This is a genomic window from Aureimonas altamirensis (genome assembly GCF_023702225.1).
Classification (GTDB): Bacteria; Pseudomonadota; Alphaproteobacteria; order Rhizobiales; family Rhizobiaceae; genus Aureimonas; species Aureimonas altamirensis_B.
This window is the reverse complement of the sequence record NZ_JAMQCO010000009.1, coordinates 131,375-150,931: the sequence shown is the minus strand read 5'-3', so window position 1 is coordinate 150,931 and position 19,557 is coordinate 131,375. Positions and strand designations below refer to the sequence as shown.

At 64.9% G+C, this 19,557-nt stretch carries 18 protein-coding genes; 3 read left to right on the top strand and 15 right to left on the bottom strand.

Going from position 1 to position 19,557, the window contains the following annotated elements:
- The 8 genes from era to rpoZ all read right to left on the bottom strand — a co-directional run bounded on the left by era (position 1) and on the right by rpoZ (position 6,843).
- Positions 1 to 939, bottom strand: coding sequence for a GTPase Era (gene era / locus NDN16_RS15885; protein ID WP_251114447.1), 939 nt, complete (start codon positions 937 to 939; stop codon positions 1 to 3).
- Positions 940 to 1,010: 71 nt separating this feature from the next.
- A complete protein-coding gene (gene rnc / locus NDN16_RS15880) occupies positions 1,011 to 1,709 on the bottom strand; it encodes a ribonuclease III (protein ID WP_251114446.1) in 699 nt (232 codons plus the stop codon).
- Positions 1,697 to 2,425: a signal peptidase I gene (gene lepB / locus NDN16_RS15875; RefSeq protein ID WP_251114445.1), complete on the bottom strand. Its 729-nt coding sequence runs from the start codon at positions 2,423 to 2,425 to the stop codon at positions 1,697 to 1,699. Before lepB ends, rnc begins: the two co-directional genes overlap by 13 nt.
- A 107-nt stretch (positions 2,426 to 2,532) precedes the next feature.
- Positions 2,533 to 2,934: a holo-ACP synthase gene (gene acpS / locus NDN16_RS15870; RefSeq protein ID WP_251114444.1), complete on the bottom strand. Its 402-nt coding sequence runs from the start codon at positions 2,932 to 2,934 to the stop codon at positions 2,533 to 2,535.
- Positions 2,931 to 3,389, bottom strand: a complete 459-nt coding sequence (locus NDN16_RS15865; RefSeq protein WP_251114443.1) for a DUF2062 domain-containing protein — start codon at positions 3,387 to 3,389, stop codon at positions 2,931 to 2,933. Before NDN16_RS15865 ends, acpS begins: the two co-directional genes overlap by 4 nt.
- 95 nt (positions 3,390 to 3,484) lie before the next feature.
- Positions 3,485 to 4,063, bottom strand: coding sequence for an orotate phosphoribosyltransferase (gene pyrE, locus NDN16_RS15860; RefSeq protein ID WP_251114442.1), 579 nt, complete (start codon positions 4,061 to 4,063; stop codon positions 3,485 to 3,487).
- A 29-nt stretch (positions 4,064 to 4,092) separates the two neighbouring features.
- Entirely contained in the window at positions 4,093 to 6,309 is a 2,217-nt protein-coding gene (locus tag NDN16_RS15855; RefSeq protein ID WP_251114441.1) for a RelA/SpoT family protein, read from the bottom strand.
- 135 nt (positions 6,310 to 6,444) lie between these two features.
- Positions 6,445 to 6,843, bottom strand: coding sequence for a DNA-directed RNA polymerase subunit omega (rpoZ, locus tag NDN16_RS15850; protein ID WP_251114440.1), 399 nt, complete (start codon positions 6,841 to 6,843; stop codon positions 6,445 to 6,447).
- A gap of 250 nt (positions 6,844 to 7,093) precedes the next feature.
- On the opposite strand from rpoZ, the gene NDN16_RS15845 reads away from it, so the two are divergent.
- Together NDN16_RS15845 and NDN16_RS15840 are read left to right on the top strand one after the other, a co-directional pair.
- The gene (locus NDN16_RS15845; protein WP_251114439.1) at positions 7,094 to 7,693 is read left to right on the top strand and encodes an NYN domain-containing protein; all 600 of its coding nucleotides are present in this window, start codon (positions 7,094 to 7,096) and stop codon (positions 7,691 to 7,693) included.
- A 7-nt stretch (positions 7,694 to 7,700) separates the two neighbouring features.
- A complete protein-coding gene (locus tag NDN16_RS15840; RefSeq protein ID WP_251114438.1) occupies positions 7,701 to 8,435 on the top strand; it encodes a uracil-DNA glycosylase in 735 nt (244 codons plus the stop codon).
- Here NDN16_RS15840 and smpB read toward each other — a convergent pair.
- The 3 genes from smpB to NDN16_RS15825 all read right to left on the bottom strand — a co-directional run bounded on the left by smpB (position 8,374) and on the right by NDN16_RS15825 (position 10,413).
- On the bottom strand, positions 8,374 to 8,853 hold the full coding sequence (gene smpB / locus NDN16_RS15835) for an SsrA-binding protein SmpB (protein ID WP_251114437.1): 480 nt from the start codon (positions 8,851 to 8,853) through the stop codon (positions 8,374 to 8,376). The two genes, NDN16_RS15840 and smpB, sit on opposite strands and share 62 nt — an antisense overlap.
- 92 nt (positions 8,854 to 8,945) lie before the next feature.
- Entirely contained in the window at positions 8,946 to 9,827 is an 882-nt protein-coding gene (dapA, locus tag NDN16_RS15830) for a 4-hydroxy-tetrahydrodipicolinate synthase (RefSeq protein WP_251114436.1), read from the bottom strand.
- Positions 9,828 to 10,128: 301 nt separating this feature from the next.
- Positions 10,129 to 10,413, bottom strand: a complete 285-nt coding sequence (locus NDN16_RS15825; RefSeq protein ID WP_251114435.1) for a hypothetical protein — start codon at positions 10,411 to 10,413, stop codon at positions 10,129 to 10,131.
- On the opposite strand from NDN16_RS15825, the gene NDN16_RS15820 reads away from it, so the two are divergent.
- The gene (locus NDN16_RS15820; protein WP_251114434.1) at positions 10,388 to 12,277 is read left to right on the top strand and encodes a lytic transglycosylase domain-containing protein; all 1,890 of its coding nucleotides are present in this window, start codon (positions 10,388 to 10,390) and stop codon (positions 12,275 to 12,277) included. The genes NDN16_RS15825 and NDN16_RS15820 overlap by 26 nt on opposite strands.
- Before the next feature lie 171 nt (positions 12,278 to 12,448).
- On the opposite strand, the gene NDN16_RS15815 is transcribed toward NDN16_RS15820, so the two are convergent.
- From NDN16_RS15815 to NDN16_RS15800, 4 genes are all read right to left on the bottom strand, one after another.
- Entirely contained in the window at positions 12,449 to 13,837 is a 1,389-nt protein-coding gene (locus NDN16_RS15815; RefSeq protein ID WP_251114433.1) for a porin, read from the bottom strand.
- A gap of 379 nt (positions 13,838 to 14,216) precedes the next feature.
- The gene (locus NDN16_RS15810) at positions 14,217 to 15,395 is read right to left on the bottom strand and encodes a porin (RefSeq protein ID WP_251114432.1); all 1,179 of its coding nucleotides are present in this window, start codon (positions 15,393 to 15,395) and stop codon (positions 14,217 to 14,219) included.
- 359 nt (positions 15,396 to 15,754) lie between these two features.
- Positions 15,755 to 18,376 (bottom strand): AAA family ATPase, encoded by a 2,622-nt coding sequence (locus tag NDN16_RS15805; RefSeq protein ID WP_251114431.1) that lies wholly within the window; start codon positions 18,374 to 18,376, stop codon positions 15,755 to 15,757.
- Entirely contained in the window at positions 18,373 to 19,497 is a 1,125-nt protein-coding gene (locus NDN16_RS15800) for a metallophosphoesterase family protein (RefSeq protein ID WP_251114430.1), read from the bottom strand. Before NDN16_RS15800 ends, NDN16_RS15805 begins: the two co-directional genes overlap by 4 nt.
- Positions 19,498 to 19,557 lie beyond the last annotated feature (60 nt).

Sequence of the window (19,557 nt, the reverse complement as noted above, 5' to 3'; positions counted from 1 at the left end):
TCAGGACGAGAAGTCCAGCCCCATCTCGCGGTAGCGCTCCGGATCGTCGCTCCAGTGCTCGCGCACCTTGACGAACAGGAACAGGTGAACCTTCTGGTCGGCCGCCTCGGCGATCTCGGTGCGGGCTGCCTGCCCGATCGCCTTGATCGTCTCGCCCTTGCGGCCCAGCACGATGGCCTTCTGGCTATCGCGCTCGACATAGATGGTCTGCTCTATCCGCACGGAGCCGTCCGGCTTCTGCTCCCACAGTTCCGTCTCGACCGTGGAGGCATAGGGAATTTCCTGATGCAGGCGCAGGAACAGCTTTTCCCGCGTGATTTCGGCGGCGAGCTGGCGCAGCGGCAGGTCGGAGATCTGGTCTTCCGGGTAGTACCATGGGCCTTCCGGAAGCCGTTCCGCCAGCCAGTTCATCAGGTCGTCGCAGCCGGAGCCGGTCAGCGCCGAGATCATGAAGACGCGCTCGAACTCCACGCGGGAGCTGAGATCCTGCGTCAGCGCCAGAAGCTTCTCGCGCTTGATGCGATCCACCTTGTTGAGCAGCAGAACGACCGGGCGGCGGCTTTCCTTGAGGCGTCCGACGATCGTCTCGACGTCGGGCGAAACGCCGCGCTCCGCATCGACGATGGCCAGCACCAGATCGGCATCCTTTGCGCCGCCCCAGGCCGTGCGCACCATGGCCCTGTCCAACCGCCGCCGCGGCTGGAACACGCCCGGCGTATCCACGAAGACGATCTGCGTGCGGTTGCGGATGGCGATGCCGCGCACGAGAGCGCGCGTCGTCTGGACCTTGTGGGTGACGATCGACACCTTCGTGCCGACGAGCTGGTTCACGAGGGTCGACTTGCCGGCGTTCGGCGCGCCGATCAGCGCCACGAAGCCCGAGCGCGTGGGCGCCGTTTCGATTGTGGCGTCGCCGCCCGAGGTCTGGTCCTCAGTCAATTCAGATGTTCTCTTTCGATCGATGTTCGGAAAGGATATCCCGCTTCGTCATGCCGGCATAGGGGCTGCGATCAGCCTTTGGGCCAGACGCCTTCGCGGCGCAGGATGATTTCGGCGGCCGCCGTCTCGGCCTGCCGCTTCGACCGCCCCTTGCCGGTGGCCGGAGCGATGCCGTCTATGCTGGCTGACACGGTGAAGAGCGGCTCGTGGTCCGGCCCGCTCCGGTCGATCAGCGCATAGGCCGGCGGCCTGCCGACCTTCTGGTGTGCCCATTCCTGAAGTTCGGTCTTGGGATCGCGCCGCGCCGAGGCGGGCGCCGTGATGCGGCTGCTCCAATGCTTCATCACGAAATCCCGCGCCGCGCCATAGCCATGCTCCAGGTAGATGGCGGCGATCAACGCCTCCACCACGTCGGCACGGATGTTGCGCGTGCGTTGCGCCGCCAGCTTCTTCAACTCGCCGCCGTGGCGGATGTACCGCGCAAGGTCGAGTTCGTCGGCGATGGCCGCGCATGTCTCCGCAGAGACGAGCATGTTCAGCCGCACCGAAAGTTCGCCCTCCGGAGCGCTCGGAAATTCGACGAACAGGCGCTCCGCGATGGCAAGGCCGAGAACCCTGTCGCCCAGGAATTCCATACGCTCGTAATTGGCGTCGTCCCGCCCCTGCTTGAGGCTGGAATGCGTGAGGGCGAGTTCCAGCCGATGGCGGTCCTTGAAGGACAGCCCGATCAGTTTTTCCAGCCCGTGAAGGCTTTGGGTCAGCTCAGCCATGTGAAGAAACGTTCGATCCGCAGGTCGGACGGCCAGCGCCAGAATTTCAGCGCCCAGTCGCCATCGAGCGAGAAGAAGATGATCTGCGCCTTGCCGACGAGGTTTTCGAAAGGCACATAACCGACGCTGCCGCGGCTGTCGTCGGAATTGTCCCGGTTGTCGCCCATCATGAAGTAATGGCCGGCAGGCACCACGAATTCACGGGTGTTGTCGGCCATGGTCGTCGTCTTGTCGAGCGTCATGTAGCTGACGCCGTTGGGCAGCGTCTCGCGATATTGCGGCACCTCGATGCCGTTCGCCTCGATGAAGAAGCCTGCTGGCTCCTTCGGTACGGCGACGCCGTTGATGTAGAGCACGCCGTCGCGCATCTGCACCCTGTCGCCCGGCAGGCCGATCAGGCGCTTGATGAAATCGACATCCGTGTCCGATGGCTTGCGGAATACGATGACGTCGCCACGCTCCGGCTCGGAAGCCAGGATGCGGCCATCGAACAGGTTGGGCGAGAAAGGAAGGGAGTATTTCGAGTAGCCGTAGCTCCATTTGGTGACGAGTACGTAATCGCCGACCAAGAGCGTCGGGATCATGGAGCCGGATGGAATCGAAAATGGCTGGACCAGCACCGTGCGGATGACGAGCGCCAGCGCGACCGCCTGGACGACGGCGATGACCACCTCGACGAAGCTGGACGATTCCTTTTTTGCGGCCCGTTCAGCCATCTGGGTTTTCCTCGATACATCGTGTGCAGGGGGCGGAATCCTCCGCCGTGTCGCAGAATTTTCCCATGCTCTAAAGTGTTGTCGGTTTCAGGGCAATCGGCTGGCGGTCATCGGGTCGGCAGCGCCTCGATGATCACGAAGGCCTGCGCCAGCGGATAATCGTCCGTGATGGTCAGGTGGATGGCCGCTTTCATCCCGTCCGGCAGCAGGCTGGCCAGGCGTTCGGCCGCCCCGCCCGTCAACTGCATCGTGGGCTTGCCGGATGGCGCGTTGACGACGCCCATGTCGCGCCAGAAGACGCCCCGCGACAGCCCCGTGCCCAGCGCCTTCGCGCAGGCCTCCTTGGCGGCGAAGCGCTTGGCGTAGGAAGCCGCCCTCAGTGTTCGCCCGTCCGACTTGCGGCGTTCGACTTCGGTAAAGACGCGTGCCTCGAAACGCGCGCCATGGCGCGCCAGCGTCGCCTCCACGCGGCGGATGTCGATCAGGTCGCTGCCGATGCCGATGATCATGCCTGCCCCGTTCCTCCCTTTCGACGGTTCGCCTGGTAGCCTTTTACCGCGGTGTAGAGAATGAAGTAGGCCATCACCCCGAAAAGCGCGCCCAGGATCAGCGATCCGATCAGCATGGGTTCGAGATAGGGCTTCCATATGGCCGCGACATCCATGGAAGACAGGGCCTCGCCGATGCCCTTGCGTGCGCCCTCGCCGCCCGGCGCCCCGATCAGCAGCCGGCCGACCTCGTAGGTGCCGGCCCAGATCATGGGGAACGTCAGCGGATTGGCGACCGCCGTGCCCAACGCCGCCGCAGCCATGTTGCCGGAGATGCAGTAGGCGATGGCCAGCGCCATCAGGATATGCCCGCCGAGGATGGGGCTGAACGCGGCGAAGACGCCGGCCGAAAAGCCGGCCGCTATGGCGTGCGGCGTCGCCTTGAGCCGCAGGACCCGCTTCTTGAAATAGCTCAAGGACCGGCCCCACGACCGCCGTGGCCAGAGGAAGAGCCTCAGCCTGCCTCGGAGCGTTTCGGGCTTGCGGCGGCGGAACAGCATGGACGGGCGACCTAGAGAGACCGGCTGCCGGGCTTGACCGGCGGGATCGCGGCAAGCTCGGGCGGCAGGGCGTCGACCGGATAGGCCGGCACCTCGTATTGCGCCAGTGCGATCAGCGGCACGCCCACATCCACCTTGCCGGCCGACCGGTCGATGACGCAGGCGGCGGCAACCACCTCGACGCCGATTTCCTGCAGCGCTGCGATCGTCTCGCGGATCGACAGTCCGGTGGAGACGATGTCCTCCACGATGACGACCCGGGCGCCGGGCGCCACCTCGAAGCGGCGCAGCCGGAAACGGCCGTTCTCGCGCTCGACGTAGATGGCGGGCGGGCCGAGATGGCGCGACGTCTCGTAGGCGGGGATCAGGCCGCCCACGGCGGGGCCGACGATATAGTCGATCTTTTCCGGCACCGCCGCGCGAATCTTGTCTGCCAGCGCGCGGCAGAGGCGCTCCGTCAGGTCCGGATGCATGAAGACGCGCGCCTTCTGCAGGAAGATCGGACTCCGCAGGCCGGAGGTCAGGATGAAATGCCCTTCCAGATAGGCGCCCGCCTTGCGGAAGATGTCGATGACTTCGGACTGATCCACGGGAGTTCCTGCCTGTTCCTGTTGCCGTCTCAGCCGTTCACGCGGACGACGTCGGTCACGCAGGCCTTGCCGCGCAACTGGTTTAACGTCCGATTGAGATGCTGGAGGTTCCATACCTCAAGGTCGATCAGCATGACAGCGATATCCGGAGCCGAGGACACCGTTTCGAGCCCGCTGATATTGGCGTCGTTCAAGGCCGTCGTCTCGGCGATCTCGGCAAGCGCGCCGGGCTCGTTCAAGGCCGATATCCGGATCCGGGCCGGAAAGCGCATGGTCATCTCCGCGTCGAGATCCCAGCGGATGTCCACCCAGCGCTCCGGCTCGTCCTCGAAGGCGGCCAGGGCCGGCGACTGGATGGGATAGATCGTGATGCCCTTGCCCGGCTCCATGATGCCGATGATGCGGTCTCCCGGCACGGCCCCGTCCGGGCCGAAATGCACGGGCATGTCGTCCGCCACGCCCCGGATGGGAATCGCGCCGCCATTGGCCTCGCCTTCCCCGCCCTCGCCGGGAATGCGGAAGATCATTCCGGTGGCGCTGCGGAGGCTGAACCATCCGCGTTCGTCGGACTTGACGCCGTGGCGCGCGGCGCGGGTATCCTGGAAATCGGGATGCACGGCCCGCAACACGTCGGCCGAGGCGATCTCGCCGCGTCCGACAGCCGCGAGCGCATCCTCGACGTCCTTGTGCCCCAGCTTGCCGAGATAGGGCTTGAGCCCGTCGCGGGAGAAGCTCTTGCCGGCGCGCTGGAAGCTGCGTTCCAGGATCTGCTGGCCGAGGCCGGAATATTGCTTGCGGATCGCCAGCCGCGTCGCGCGGCGAATGGCGGCGCGCGCCTTGCCTGTGACGGCTATGGATTCCCAGGCCTGCGGCGGCGTGGCGGCCTTGGAGCGGATGATCTCCACTTCGTCGCCATTGGCCAGTTCGGTCACGAGCGGCATGATGCGGCCGTCGATCTTGCAGCCGACGCAGGTATCCCCGACATCGGTGTGCACCGCATAGGCGAAGTCGATGGGCGTCGCGCCGCGCGGCAGCGAGATGAGCCGACCTTTCGGGGTGAAGCAGAAGACCTGATCCTGGAACAGCTCGAGCTTGGTGTTTTCCAGGAACTCTTCCGGCGTGTCGCCCTGGTTGAGCAGCTCGATGGTGCGACGCAGCCAGGCATAGGCGCTGGACTCGTTCGACAGCCGCATGTCCTGCTCGTCGCCGTCGATGCCGTCCTTGTAGAGTTCGTGCGCGGCGATCCCGTACTCGGCGATGTCGTGCATCGCGCGCGTGCGGATCTGAAGCTCCACGCGCTGGCGAGAGGGGCCGACGATGGTCGTATGCAGGGAGCGGTAGCCGTTCTGCTTGGGTATCGAGATGTAGTCCTTGAAGCGGCCCGGCACCATCGGCCAGGTGCGATGGACTATGCCGAGGGTGCGGTAGCAATCCTCTTCCGTCTCGACCAGGACGCGGAAGCCGAATATATCCGAAAGCTGCTCCAGCGACAGGGCCTTGCGCTGCATCTTGGAGAAGACGGAATAAGGCTTCTTCTGCCGGCCGGACACATCGGCCTCGATGCCGTTTTCCGCCAGCTTGTCCGACAGCACGCGCTCGATCTCGTCGATGGTCCCGGCGTGCCTTTCCTTCAACTCCTCCAGCCGTGCGGTGACCGTCTCGTAGGCTTCGAGATTGAGGTGCCTGAACGAAAGGTTCTCGAGTTCCTCCCGCATGTCCTGCATGCCCATGCGGCCGGCCAGCGGCGCATAGATGTCCATCGTCTCCTGCGCGATGCGGGCGCGCTTCTCGGGCCGCATGACGCCCAGCGTACGCATGTTGTGGAGACGATCGGCAAGCTTCACCAGCAGCACGCGGATATCGTCCGCGATGGCCAGCAGAAGCTTGCGCAGGTTCTCGGCCTGCTCGGCCTTCTTGCTGACCAGCTCCAGCCGCTTGAGCTTGGTCAGTCCCTCGACCAGCTGGCCGATCTTGGAGCCGAAAAGCTGGTCGATCTCCTTGCGGGTGGCGTCGGTATCCTCGATCGTGTCGTGCAGCAGGGCCACGGCGATGGTGGCCTCGTCTAGGTGAAGATCGGTCAGGATGGCCGCAACTTCCAGCGGATGCGAGAAATAGGGGTCGCCGCTGGCGCGCTTCTGCGATCCATGCTTCTGCATGGCATAGACATAGGCCCTGTTCAGCAACGCCTCGTCGAGATCCGGCTTGTAGGCCGCGACACGTTCGACGAGTTCATACTGGCGCATCATGGCAGGCGCATTTCCGTGAAGCTGGCGACGATAAAGAGGGCGCGCCGAACGTGCCGGCCGCGCCCTCCTCCATATAGGTTCGTTCCGGGACGCGCCGAAAGCCCCGATCGAGCGTAATCCGGCGCTGGAACCCTATCAGTAGTCGTCGTTCTTCTCGGGTGGGACGAGGCCCTCGATACCGGCCAGCAGATCGTCCTCGGACATGCGGTCGAAGGTGATCGTCTCGATTTCGTCGGCATCGGCCTCGGCGATGACCGGCTGGGCCTGCGTGCCCGGCGCGGGGGCAGCCGCCTCCGGCTCGTCCACTTCGACGTGCTTCTGCAGCGAATGGATGAGATCTTCCTTCAGGTCGCCGGGCGACAAGGTCTCGTCGGCGATCTCGCGCAGGGCGACGACGGGGTTCTTGTCGTTGTCGCGGTCGACCGTGATCGGCTGACCCTGCGAAATCTGGCGTGCGCGGTGACTGGCAAGCAGGACGAGTTCGAAGCGGTTCTCGACCTTGTCGACGCAATCTTCTACGGTGACGCGGGCCATGCCTGTCTCCTCGATCAAGGGGATTTACGGGTTGAAGCTGCACCCTTTAACGGCTTGACAACGGCAATACAAGGGCACGCCGCATCGCGGCGCAAAAACCCCGCTAATCCGTGCTTGTTGACAAGTCAACGATGCAGTTGGCAAGCGACGTATAAACAGCTATCGTTCAGACGCTTTCGGCAGTCCATGCGCACATGGGCGCCGGACGCAGCAAAGATTTCAACCAAGACATTTTCATGACGAAGGTCTTATGCACGTATTCGACTCCCGCGAAAAGATCGCTCTTTTCATCGATGGCGCCAACCTTTACGCCACCTCCCGCAACCTCGGATTCGATATCGACTACAAGAAGCTCTTGGTCGCCTTCCAGAAGCGGGGATACCTGCTCCGCGCTTATTACTATACGGCGCTGGTGGAAGATCAGGAATATTCGTCCATCCGGCCGCTCGTCGACTGGCTCGACTACAATGGCTACAAGGTCGTGACGAAGCCGGCGCGCGAGTTCACCGATTCCACGGGGCGCCGCAAGATCAAGGGCAACATGGACATCGAGCTGGCGCTCAACGCCATGGAGCTGGTGGAGACGGTGGACCATTTCGTGCTGTTTTCCGGCGACGGAGACTTCCGGTCGCTGGTGGCGGCGCTGCAGCGCAAGGGACGCAAGGTCTCCGTCGTGTCGACGCTGGTATCCAATCCGCCGATGGTCTCGGACGATCTGCGCCGCCATGCCGACCACTTCATCGACCTGAATTCGCTGCGCGCCGAAATCGGCCGCAATCCGGCCGAGCGAGAGGCCCGGCTGGCGCGCCGCGCCGAGGCGGAAGCCGATCTCGACGACGACGCCGACTGAGCGCTCCGTGCAGCCGGACGACCTGCCCGCCGCCGCGCATCCGGCGCCGGACTGCCCCATCTGCCCGCGCCTCGCCGCCTTCCGGCACGAGTGGCAGGCACGCGAGCCGACATGGTTCAACGCACCGGTTCCCCCTTTCATGCCGGTGGACGGGGCAACATCGGTCCGCCTGCTGGTATCCGGCCTCGCGCCCGGCCTGAGGGGCGCAAACCGTACGGGACGCCCGTTCACCGGCGATTATGCGGGCGACCTGCTCTATTCCACATTGAAGACGTTCGGCTTTGCGCGGGGCACCTTCGAGGCCCGCCCGGACGACAGCCTGGAACTGGTGGAGGCCGCCATCGCCAACGGCGTGCGCTGCGTTCCACCGCAGAACAAGCCGACCGGGCCGGAAATCAACAATTGCCGTCGCTTCCTGATGCCGGTGGTGTCGGCGATGCCCAACCTGCGGGTCATCGTGACGCTGGGACGCATCGCACATGAAACGACGCTTCGGGCCCTCGGCACGCGGCTGGCAGACGCACCGTTCTCGCATGGCGGCTCGACGAAGGTGGGCCCGTACACGATCGTGTCGAGCTACCACTGCTCCCGCTACAACACCAACACCGGGCGCCTGACGGAAGAGATGTTCCACGCGGTCTTCGCCAAGGCGCGCTTCGCGCTCGATCAGACCGGAGCGGTCACTCCGCGCGCGCCTGCTTCATCAGGCGCTGCTTCTGGCGGTTCCAGTCGCGCTCCTTGATGGTCTCGCGCTTGTCGGGGGCGTTCTTGCCTCGTGCAACGGCCAGCTCCAGCTTGGCCATCCCGCGATCGTTGAAGTAGATCCGCAGGGGCACCAGCGTCATGCCGTCGCGCTGCACGGCGCCGGCCAGCCGGTTGCGCTGCGTCTTGTGGACGAGCAGCTTGCGGCGTCGCTTCGGCTCATGATTGAACCGGTTGGCCTGGAGATATTCGGGCACGAAGGAGTTGATGAGCCAGATTTCGCCGCCCTCCTCCGTCGCGTAGGATTCCGCGATGGTGGCCTTGCCCAGCCGCAGCGACTTGACTTCCGTTCCCGTCAGGACGAGGCCGGCCTCGAGCGTATCCATGATCTCGTAGTGAAACCGAGCCTTGCGGTTTTCAGCCACGATATTCGATCTCTGTTCCTTCGCCTTGACCATATCTCGCTTCAGTCCTGAAAAGGGCCGGCAATGCCGGCCCCGCATGTGTTGCGTCTCGTATTCAAATGGGGTCCTGGCCAGAACGGGTCAAATCAGTTGATGAGACCGGCGTGGCGCAATGCGGCGTCGATGGCCTCTTCCGTCTGCCGCTCGATCGGCAGCAGCGGCGAACGCAGATTGTTGCGGATCTTGCCCAGCCGCTCCAGGGCGTATTTGGGGCCGCCCGGATTCGGCTCGAGGAACATCGCCTTGTGGAGCGGCATCAGCTTGTCCTGGTAGGTCAACGCCGTGGCGAAATCCCCGGCCAGGCACGCTGTCTGGAATTGCGCGCAGAGGCGTGGCGCGACATTGGCCGTCACCGATATGCAGCCATGGCCGCCATGGGCGTTGAAGCCGAGCGCCGTCGCGTCCTCGCCCGAAAGCTGGATGAAATCCGGGCCGATCGCCTGCCGCTGCTCCGAGACGCGATCGATCTTCGCCGTCGCATCCTTGACGCCGACGATGTTGGGAAACTCCTTCGCCAGACGCGCCATCGTGTCCACGCTCATGTCGATGATGGAGCGCGGCGGAATGTTGTATATGACGATGGGCAGGTCGACCGCGCGAGCGATCGCGGCGTAGTGGGCATAGAGGCCGCGCTGGTTCGGCTTGTTGTAATAGGGTGTGACGACGAGTACGCCATCGGCGCCCGCCCCTTGCGCGAATCGCGCGAGATCCACAGCCTCGACCGTGTTGTTGGAGCCTGCGCCCGCCATCACCGGCACCCGGCCGGCAGCCACCTCGACGCAGATTTCCACGACGCGCTTGTGTTCGGCATGGGTCAGCGTGGGGCTTTCGCCGGTCGTGCCGACTGGCACGAGCCCATGGCTGCCTTCGGCGATCTGCCAGTCGACCAGCGCGCGAAAGCCCGCTTCGTCCAGGCTTCCATCTTCGTTGAACGGCGTTACGAGCGCCGTCATCGACCCCTTGAACATGACTGTCATTTCCTCTGCCGGGCCGCCCGGCAGCGGGCGCCGGCGCGGGGCGGAAACCGGCGGTCCCAGGCCCCATGCGTTGCGATTGGGCGCACCATAATAAAGGGCAACTGGCTAAACAAGCGTCACGCCGGGCGTGAATGGGGCGTGATGCCATCGTGATGCCATGCTTTACTCTCTCTTCACCTTGTCATGAGAGTTTTCAGGAGCTTAATCATTATCTGTCTGCGGGGCCGAGGGCCACGCGGCCGACCCGAAAGGTTCCGATGAGCGCGCATTCCCGTGTCCGCCAGCTAGCTCTTCAAACCGCGCTTGCCGGCCTGTTCGCCACCGGGGCGGCGGCCCAGTCGGCCTTGCCGTCGGGCGTACCGATGCCGACGCTGCGCTCCGCACCGTCGGCGCCCACTCCGTCGGCGCCGATGGACGACAGCCGCTTCGGCGCCCCGGTGCCGCGGCCGGCTCCGAGCTTTCCGGGAACGGCGCCTTCCGCGCCGGCAGCTTCCGCACCGGCTGCAGCCGCCTTCACCGCTTCCATCGCGGCGACATCGCGGAGCGCTTCGGTGCGGCCTGCCAGCGGCAGCCTCAAGGAAGGGCTGGATGCCACGCACAACAACATGGCCCGCGCCCGCGCCATCCGTGCGGGGATGGCGCCGAACTCCCTCGACCACAAGATCCTTACCTGGGCGATCGCGCTGAAGGGCGGTGGCGAGGTGCCGGCTGCCGAGATCGCCGCCGCCATGCAGGAGCTGTCGAATTGGCCCGGCATGCAGACGCTGCGGCAGAATTCGGAACGGGCGCTCTACCGCGAAAACCGCCCTGCCCGCGAGATACTGGCTGCCTTCGGCAGCAGCGCGCCGCAGACGCCGGAAGGCACGATGGCCCTTGCGCGGGCGAATATAGAAACCGGACAGGCCGGGCGCGCCAAACAGCTGATCCAGACCCTGTGGCGCACCGAAACGCTGGATCGCGGCACCGAGCAGAAGGTCCTCGGCACATTCGGGACGCTGCTCACCAAGGCAGACCACAAGTATCGCATGGACATGCTGCTCTACGCCAACCGCGTCAGTGACGCGCAACGCATGGCCGGGCTTGCCAACTCGGAAACGCTGTTCCGGGCGCGCGCCGCGTCCATCCGGGGCGAGGCGAACGCGGACCGCCTGCTGGCCGCAGTGCCGGCAAACCAGCATTCCGACCCAAGCTATATGTTCACCTTGGCCGAGAATCTGCGCAAGCAGAACAAGGTGCGCGAAGCGGCCCGCATCATGATGAACGCGCCGCGCGATCCGGCACAACTGGTCGACCCGGATAGCTGGTGGAACGAACAGCGGATCATATCCCGCATGCTGCTGGAGCAAGGCGCCCGGAAGGAAGCCTATCAGCTTGCGGCGCGTCATTCCGCGCAAGGTGTCGTCGCCCGCGTCGAAGCGGACTTCCATGCCGGATGGTACGCGTTGCGGGCGCTTGGCGACCCGGCAACCGCGAGCCGCCATTTTGCGCGGGTGGCCGAAGTTTCGACCCGCCCGCTCACCCAATCGCGCGCCTATTACTGGCTCGGCCGCGCCGCAGAGGCGGGCGGCCCCGGCAATGCGCGCAATTACTACGCCCAGGCAGCACGTTACGGCGCCACCTATTACGGCCAGCTCGCCGCGGCCAAGCTTGGCCGCTCGCCAGGCGACATCGCCTATCCACGACCCAGCAATGCGGACCGCCAGCGCTTCCAGAACCGGGATGCGGTGCGCGCCCTCGTGCGCATGCACGAGATCGGCTCCGACTGGCGTGCGGCACAATTGTACCGTTCGCTGGCCGACGAGCTGGATAGTCCGGGCGAGCTCGCGATGCTCGCCTCTCTCGCTGAAAGGCGAGGAGATCATTCCATGTCGCTGGATGTCGGCAAGCGCGCCTATGCGCGCGGCGTCGACGCCCCTGCCCTCGCCTTTCCGGTGGGCGTGATCCCCGACAGCGCGCGCATTTCGGCAGCTGGAAAGGCGCTTGCCTACGCCATCGCTCGCCAGGAGAGTGCGTTCAACCCCGGCGCCAAATCACCGGCCGGCGCGTTGGGCCTGCTGCAGCTCATGCCTGCCACGGCCCGTTCGCTGGCGCAGCAGAACGGCATGTCCTATTCCGAGGCGCGGCTTTTGAGCGACGTCTCCTACAATGCGCAACTCGGCTCGCAATATCTCGGCCAGCAGATCGATGCCTTCAACGGCTCCTACGTCCTGACATTCGCGGCGTACAATGCGGGCCCGCGGCGGGCGCGCGAATGGATCCAGCGCTTCGGCGATCCGCGCGGCCAGCCCATAGACGAGGTGGTGGACTGGGTCGAGATGATCCCCTTCACCGAAACGCGCAACTACGTGCAGCGCGTGATGGAGAATTATCAGGTCTACAAGATCAGGCTCGGCGCCGGCTTCTCGATCGAAAGCGACCTGACCAACGGCCGCCGGGGCTGACGCCGGAGACCTACCCTCCCTCCTGGGCAAAACGAAAGCCCCTCCCGCCAGATGGCGGGAGGGGCTTTTTGCATGTCGGTCGCCCGTCTCGAAGTGGCGAGGATCGCCTGCCGGACGCGAAAAGGGGCCCGGCAAAGCCGGACCCCTTCACTTCGGATCGAGTAGCCTCGATTAGAAGTTGCGCTGGAAGCGGAGGAAGCCAGAGGTCTGATCGTCGGAAGCAACGCCACCGAAGTCGATGTTCTGGTACTTCACTTCGGCCAGGACGTTCATGTTGGCGGTCAGGTCGTAACCGATATCGCCGACGACGGCCCAGTACTCGCCCGAAGCCGAAACATAGTCCGTGCCAGGCGTGATGCCGGGAGCGAAGAACGCGTAGTCGAAGGTCTCGCCGTAGCGGCCCGAAACACCAGCCGTTACGCGATTAAACTTCTGCGAGTAACCGGCGCCGACCGACCATTCGAGGACGAGCGGGAAGGCACCCGGGGTCGGGTTCTCAAGCGTCGCGTTGCTCGGCAGGATGCCGCCGGCCGACGTGAAGCCGCTGATGACGGCGTAGCTCGTCGGATCCGAAGCCCAGTGACCGTCGACCTTGAGGGTCGAGTCGGCAACCAGAAGGTCCTGCAGCGTCAGGCCGGCCTTGAGGGCGAAGGCATCGTTGCTGCCATCGACGTCGCGGGTCGGAACGAACGGGAAGAACGCCGGAAGGTCGTTCTCGAGACCGAACAGATCGTCGACGTCTTCAGCGTTGAAGGTCTCGTCGTACACGGCCGAAAGGAACACGCCGCCCCAGGCACCCGTGTAGGAGAGCTTGCCGTGGACGTCCGGAGCGATGTCGCCCGTGCCGTCGTCTTCCAGGCCCAGCGTGGCAGCGAAGCCGCCCGTCGCGAAGGTGTAGGAGATCTGGTTGGTGTTGAAGTCGCCGATCGGGAGATCGTCGTCGGTCGGCAGACCGTCTTCGATGCCGCCGATGTCCGAGGACCACAGCGTGTCGCGGTAACCGGCGAGGAAGCCGCCGAGCTGCAGGTAGCCCTGCTCCATCGCGAACTCGTCTTCCGGGCTGGCGCCGGTGTTCTGAGCCTGCAGACGGAAGTAGGCGCGCAGGGTGCCGAGTTCGGTCTCTTCGCGGACGTCGAGGTTCAGACGGGCACGAACCGAGGACAGAGCCTGGTAGTCGTCACCCTCGGAGTTGCCGGCCGGGCTACCCGCGACGTTGTACTGGAAACGCAAGTAACCGCTGGTCTTGATGCAGGTTTCCGTTCCCGGGATGTAGTAGAAGCCCGTGCCGTACACGTCGCAAACGCGAACGTATTCGACCGGCTCGGGCTCGACCATGACAATGGCGTCGGCAGCGCGCGCGCCGGAGACTGCGACGAGNCCGCTGGTCTTGATGCAGGTTTCCGTTCCCGGGATGTAGTAGAAGCCCGTGCCGTACACGTCGCAAACGCGAACGTATTCGACCGGCTCGGGCTCGACCATGACAATGGCGTCGGCAGCGCGCGCGCCGGAGACTGCGACGAGGGCCGCAGCGGAGCCGAGAAGAAGGCTCTTGATGTTCATTTCCTGACCTCCAGTCAAGTTCACAGGTATAGGGAGGGCCTTGATACGAAGGACAGCCTTCCCTGCCCCTTCCCCTTGAAAGAGGCAGGTTCGTCCCCCCGCCGTCTTTCGAATCCCAACATAGCTACCACTGGTTGGGACGCAATCTGTAAAACCTCTAGTTGTCGTCGCTGACGCTGGTTGGTCACACCCCTGTTGCGATTTCGCCACGATTGCGTTTACCGCCTGTTAATAATTCGGGCGCTTTCGCGGCAGACTGCACGTGAAACGCCCAAATTCGACGCGAAACTTGACCCTCCAAGTAAACAAAAAGGCCTCCGGCGTGAACCGGAGGCCTTCCATCGTCCTGGACATACGGGGCCGGTGAGCCCCGCATGGTTTAGAAGTTGCGCTGCAGACGGACGAAACCGCCGAGCTTGTCTTCGGTGATCTTGGCAGAAGCCGGCGTGCCCTGGGCGGGCTGCTCGATGTTCTGGTAGGTCACTTCGGTCAGCAGGTTGAGGTTCTTGGTGATGTCGTAGCCGACGTTACCGACCAGATCAACCACACCCAGAGCCTTGCCATCCGGAATGACGACGCTGTCGAACGTCTCGCCGTAGCGGCCTGCGACGGCCACGCCGAGCTTGCCGAACTTCACGCTGTAGCCAGCACCAGCCGTCCACTGCAGCGGGATCGCGTTACGCGAGCCGTAGGTGGTGTCCAGCGTGGCGAAGTCGGTCTTTTCCGGAGCGTAGTGGCCCTCGACCTTGAAGGTCGAGTCGGCGAGAAGCAGGTCGTCGACCCAGGCGCCGAGCTTGACGGCATAGCCTTCTTCGGAATTGGCAGGCTTGAGGCCCGGAGCATAATAGACGTCAGCGTCGGAGTCGTAGACGCCGGCAACGTATGCACCGCCCCAGCCTGCGCTGTAGGCGATCTTGGCGACGACGTCGAAGCTGTCGTCGGTGTCGGCGTTACGATTGTCCTTCGAGAAGACCGGGTTTTCCAGGCTCAGCGTGCCGGTCAGTCCGTCCATCGCATAGGTGTAGGAAACCAGGTTCGCCGTACGATCGCCGAGCGCCAGGTCCGAATCCGTCAGAAGACCGTCTTCCGCGCCACCAATATCCGACGTCCAGAGAGAGTCGTACAGACCGGCCGTGAGGCCGCCGAGCTGAAGGTAGCCGAACTTCATCTGGTACGTGGCGCTGTCCGCACCGTTCGAGTTCTGCGCCTGAAGACGGACATAACCGCGCAGCGTGCCGAGCTCGGTCTCCTCGCGAACGTCGAAGTTCAGGCGGGCACGAACCTTGGAGAGGCCATCGTAGCCCCCACCCGTCTCGACACCGCCGGCCTTGATCGTGGCGTTCTGATCGAAATTATACTGGTAGCGGACATAACCGCCGACCTTGATGCAGGTCTCGGTGCCGGGGATGTAGTAGAACCCCTTGCCGTAGACGTCGCAGACGCGGACATATTCAGCCGGCTCGGGCTCGGCGTTGACGATGGCGTCGGCCGCGCGGGCCACACCCGATACTGCGACCAAGGCCGCAGCGGAGCCGAGAAGAAGGCTCTTGATGTTCATTTCCTGACCTCCAGTCAAGTTTACAGGTTGGGTTGGGCCTTGTTCTGAAGGACAGCCTTCCCTGCCCCATCCCCCTGAAAGTGGCAGGTGCATCCCGCCGTCTTTCATCCTGCAAACTATTACCTGCAGATCATTCCAACAACGCATCAAGGCGCGATCCTGGAACAGCATCGGCTTCTTGTTGCGCGGCAAGCACGAAACAACCACCTGTGGTGTATCAAGGTGTTTATACTAACTTAATTTGTAACTTGAGGTTTATGACATGTCGTCACACGCGCGGTGTGGCGTATTAAACTATGAGTTTTGCCTTTGCATATTCTTCAATTCTGGATTGCGCCGTCGAACAGGCGAATCCATCGTCAGATGCGATGCAGGGAAGCACCGAGTCCGACGAAGTCCCGCTCCCGGCAGGTCAGCACGATCACCTGCATGGCGGCGGCGGCGCGCCCGAGTGCCAGATGCATGCGCGCCAGGCGCTTTTCGTCCGTGTTGACCAGAGCGTCATCCAGGATGACGAAGGCCGGGTGGCCGGCCTCGCGCAGGATTTCGGCGATGGCAAGCCGGGTAACGACGGCAACCTGCTCGCGCGCACCATGAGACAGCCGGTGGAAGGGTTCCTCGACGCCGTTGCGCACGACGCTGCGCACATCCATCGTGGCATCGTCGAATTCGACGATTCCACCCGGCTGCACCAGACGCAGATAGGGCGCCACCTTTTCCTTCAGCGGGCCGAGCCACTTCTCGCGCGCATCGCTGCGGCACTCCTCCAATGTGGAATAAAGCAGTCGCGCGGCCTCCGCTTCCATGGACAGGCGCGCGACGCGGCGCTCTGCATGTTCGATCTCTCCTTCCAGCCGTGCGATGCGCTCCTCCAGCGCGGACGCCCCTTCGACCCGAAGCTCGCCTTCCAAGCCATGAACCTCTTGCGAAAGGTCGCGAAGCGTACGGACCAGCTGCTCGCGGGCGCGTCCTGCCCGGTCCAGCTCCAGGCGTGCGATCTCCGGGTCCGATGTAGCAGCATCCCGAGTGCGGGCTGCGAGGGCCGCCTCCGCGGCCACCATCTCCCGCTCGGCAACGGCGACATCGTCCTGCAGCCTTTCCAGCGGCTCGGCGATGGCAGCGCTTTCGAGGCCCGCTTCCGCCTGGGCCGCCCGCGTGACGGCATGTTCGTGCCGAACATCCGCCCGCACCGCCTCTTCCGACAAGGCTGCAAGCACTCCGCGCGCCTGCGCCAATGCGTCGTCGGCGGCGCGACGCGCGGCCGCAGCCTCCTCCCTCGACAGAAGGGGTGCAGGCCGATCTGGCACGACTTCATCGGCCAACCGGGCATGCCGCGCCTCGAGCTCGGCAATTTCAAGCTCCAGCGCGGCAGGCCCGGCCGGAGCGAGGCGCGCAATCTCCGCCGCAGCCTGCCGTCGCAGGGCTGCCTGTTCCTGCGACCGATCGTACAAGGCGCGCGCCTTGTCGAGGTTGTCGACGCCATGGGGCCGGGCAAGCCGAAGCCAGTCGCGCCGCGCCTCTTCGACGCGGCGGACGAACTCTTCCGTTTCACCGCCGGCCCTGACGACGATGTCGCCGAACCCTTCGATACTGAATTGCGCCGTCCCGGATACGGGCAGGTCCGCACCGGATTCCACCGCGTGCCCGGCCGCATCGACGACCCGCGTCTCGCCGGCCGGCTCGAAGCGGATATGTGCCGACGCGGCCGAAAGGCGGATCTCCGCCTCGCGCAATGCAAGGAATGCCGCCTCGAGCCGGGCCAGGGCAGCCTTGTCCATCGGCTCGGACTCGCGGGACGGTTCCGCGCCCGCCTGTATCGCCATGGCGCGCGCCACGGCTTCCCGCCGGGCCCGCGCATCCGCCAATGCCGCAGCCAACCGCTGCAACTCCGCATCGCGGCTCCGGTGACGCTCGGCCTCTTCCGCCGCCTCTTCGGCGCTGCGGGCAGCCTCGAGTTGCGCATTGCCCGCTTCGAGCCGCTCCTTTGCGATGGACAGCTTGTCCCGGCAGTCCTGCCGCTCCTGCTCTGCCGTCCGTGCGGCGGCGATCGCCGCATCGCATTCCGCTTGCAGCGCCAGCCGGCGCCTGACCAGTTCCACCGCGCGCAGCCGGTTTTGCAGCGCCTGTTCCATGGCGCGCTCCGCCAGCCTGTGCGCTTCCTGCAACCCGTCCACGCGCCGGGCAGTGTCCTGTGCGGCGGCAAGTTCCTCGTCGGCCTTGCCGACGGCGTTTTCCAACTCGTAACGCGCCAAAAGTCCCCGTCGGTCCCCGAGCCGTTCGAGCTTCGCCTCATAGCGCTGCTGCAACTGGGAAAGCTCTGCAAGCGACTGGCGCAGTACCGCCAGCTCTTCCTCGGCCCGACGCAGCGGCGAATCCGATTTGACCCGAAGCTTATCCGTGAAGAAGCGACCCTGTAGTGCCTGCGCGGCCGCCAGCATCGCCTCTCCCTGGCCGCTGCCAAGGAAATGGCCCATCTCGCCTTCCAGCGATGCGGCAAGCATATTTCGGGCGGCGCCGACATCCACCCCTTCCGGGGCACGCCCCTGCTGGATCCAGAGCAGACCGAAGGCGCCCTGATGCTCGGCGAGTTTCGGCGCGCCGCGTTGCGGGTGAGAGAAACCGATGAGTTCGGCCAGCCGGTCCTCGACGGCGTCGCCTTCCAGCCGGCCGTCCGGCCATGCCAGCCGTGCCTGGGGCCGTGTCAGGAACGACTTCGTGAGCGTGTAATCGACAGAGCCCAGGCGAAACTCGACAGAGACTTCCGGCCGTCCGAGGCCGTCATAGGGCATGAACTCGCGGACCGCGTCGGTCTGCGCGCGATGACGGTAGAAGAAGGCCGCGCGCATGGCCGACAGCACGGTCGACTTACCGGCCTCGTTGTCGCCGACGATGATATTGAGACCCGGCTCGAGATCCGCGATCTCCATATGGCGGATGGAGGCGAAGCTTTCGATGCGCACCGACTTGATCTGCATCGTCATGCGCCGGCCTGCTGCCTGCGGTGTTCCACATAGGCAAGGCGCAACGCCAGTGCCGCAGCTTCGCGCTGCGGATCGACCGCATCGTCGGCGCGGGCACGCAGGCGCTCCATGGCGGTGCGCACGAAGCCGGAAATCTCCATCCGTTCGAAATCCGCGGCTTCCGGCCGATCGTAAAGGCCGGAATCATCGGTGCGCAACGCGAAGAGGCGCGAGCGCCAGTAAGCCAGCCTGTCCTCCATCGCCATGCGTCCATGCAGGGAGACCGTGCCGGCCAGCTTCAGGGATACGAGGCTGCGCAGCGGATCGGCAAGATCGGCCATGGCCTCGTCCAGAGCCTCGACCGCATTGTCGACGAAGACGTCCATTGAAGCCCAGTGCAGCCGACCGGTATCGAGGCGGCGAACCCTGGCGCCTTCACCCGGCGAGGCGATTTCCACCAGAGCGGCATGCCCCGGGGCGTTGGAGCTGAAGCGATCGGCCTCCGGCGTGCCGCTGTAGACGGTGCGCGGCGCGACTTCCAGGAAGCCATGCCAGTCGCCGAGGGCCAGATAGTCGAGCCGCGCAGTCTCCGCCCGCCTGTCGGAGATCGGGTTGCCGCTTTCCGCGCTCTCCGGCAGGCGATTGGCGACCGCCCCATGGGCCAGCCCGACACGCGCCGCATCGGCCGGCGTCTCCGCCCGGTCGAACCACTCGGTCACATCCTGTCCCTCGTGCCTCCGCGTCAGCGGCGCCGCCAGAACCGCGAGACGGCCATCGGCCAGCATGGTGACGTCCGGCGTATCGGCGATCCGCAGATCCACCGGCAACGCGCCGCCGGCCCGTATCCGCGACCATACGGAAACCGGCAAGGCGGCATCGTGATTGCCCGGCAGCATCACCCAGGGGCCGGGATAGCCGGCCATGGCGTCGAGCGTGCGGACGATGTCCCTGTCGCCGATCGTATTGTCGTCGAAGGCGTCCCCCGCAACCAGTATGGCCTCGCAGCCTTCCTCCCGGGCCAGGGCGGCAATGCGCGCCACCACGGCAAACCGCTCTGCCCGCAATTCGGCGCGAACGTCCGGCTCGAACCCGCCGAAGGGCTTGCCGACCTGCCAGTCCGCCGTATGCAGAAACCGAATCATGCGGAACCTTTTGCGGTTGCGGAACATCATGAGGGGTAATGTCCGGACCTGTGCAGTTCA

Bases quoted from the DNA above. Each gene is read 5' to 3' on its own strand.
- rnc (WP_251114446.1), bottom strand. From the start codon at position 1,709: ATGGCTGAGCTGACCCAAAGCCTTCACGGGCTGGAAAAACTGATCGGG.
- lepB (WP_251114445.1), bottom strand. From the start codon at position 2,425: ATGGCTGAACGGGCCGCAAAAAAGGAATCGTCCAGCTTCGTCGAGGTG.
- acpS (WP_251114444.1), bottom strand. From the start codon at position 2,934: ATGATCATCGGCATCGGCAGCGACCTGATCGACATCCGCCGCGTGGAG.
- NDN16_RS15855 (WP_251114441.1), bottom strand. From the start codon at position 6,309: ATGATGCGCCAGTATGAACTCGTCGAACGTGTCGCGGCCTACAAGCCG.
- rpoZ (WP_251114440.1), bottom strand. From the start codon at position 6,843: ATGGCCCGCGTCACCGTAGAAGATTGCGTCGACAAGGTCGAGAACCGC.
- NDN16_RS15845 (WP_251114439.1), top strand. From the start codon at position 7,094: ATGCACGTATTCGACTCCCGCGAAAAGATCGCTCTTTTCATCGATGGC.
- smpB (WP_251114437.1), bottom strand. From the start codon at position 8,853: ATGGTCAAGGCGAAGGAACAGAGATCGAATATCGTGGCTGAAAACCGC.
- dapA (WP_251114436.1), bottom strand. From the start codon at position 9,827: ATGTTCAAGGGGTCGATGACGGCGCTCGTAACGCCGTTCAACGAAGAT.
- NDN16_RS15810 (WP_251114432.1), bottom strand. From the start codon at position 15,395: ATGAACATCAAGAGCCTTCTTCTCGGCTCCGCTGCGGCCTTGGTCGCA.
- NDN16_RS15805 (WP_251114431.1), bottom strand. From the start codon at position 18,376: ATGACGATGCAGATCAAGTCGGTGCGCATCGAAAGCTTCGCCTCCATC.
- NDN16_RS15800 (WP_251114430.1), bottom strand. From the start codon at position 19,497: ATGATTCGGTTTCTGCATACGGCGGACTGGCAGGTCGGCAAGCCCTTC.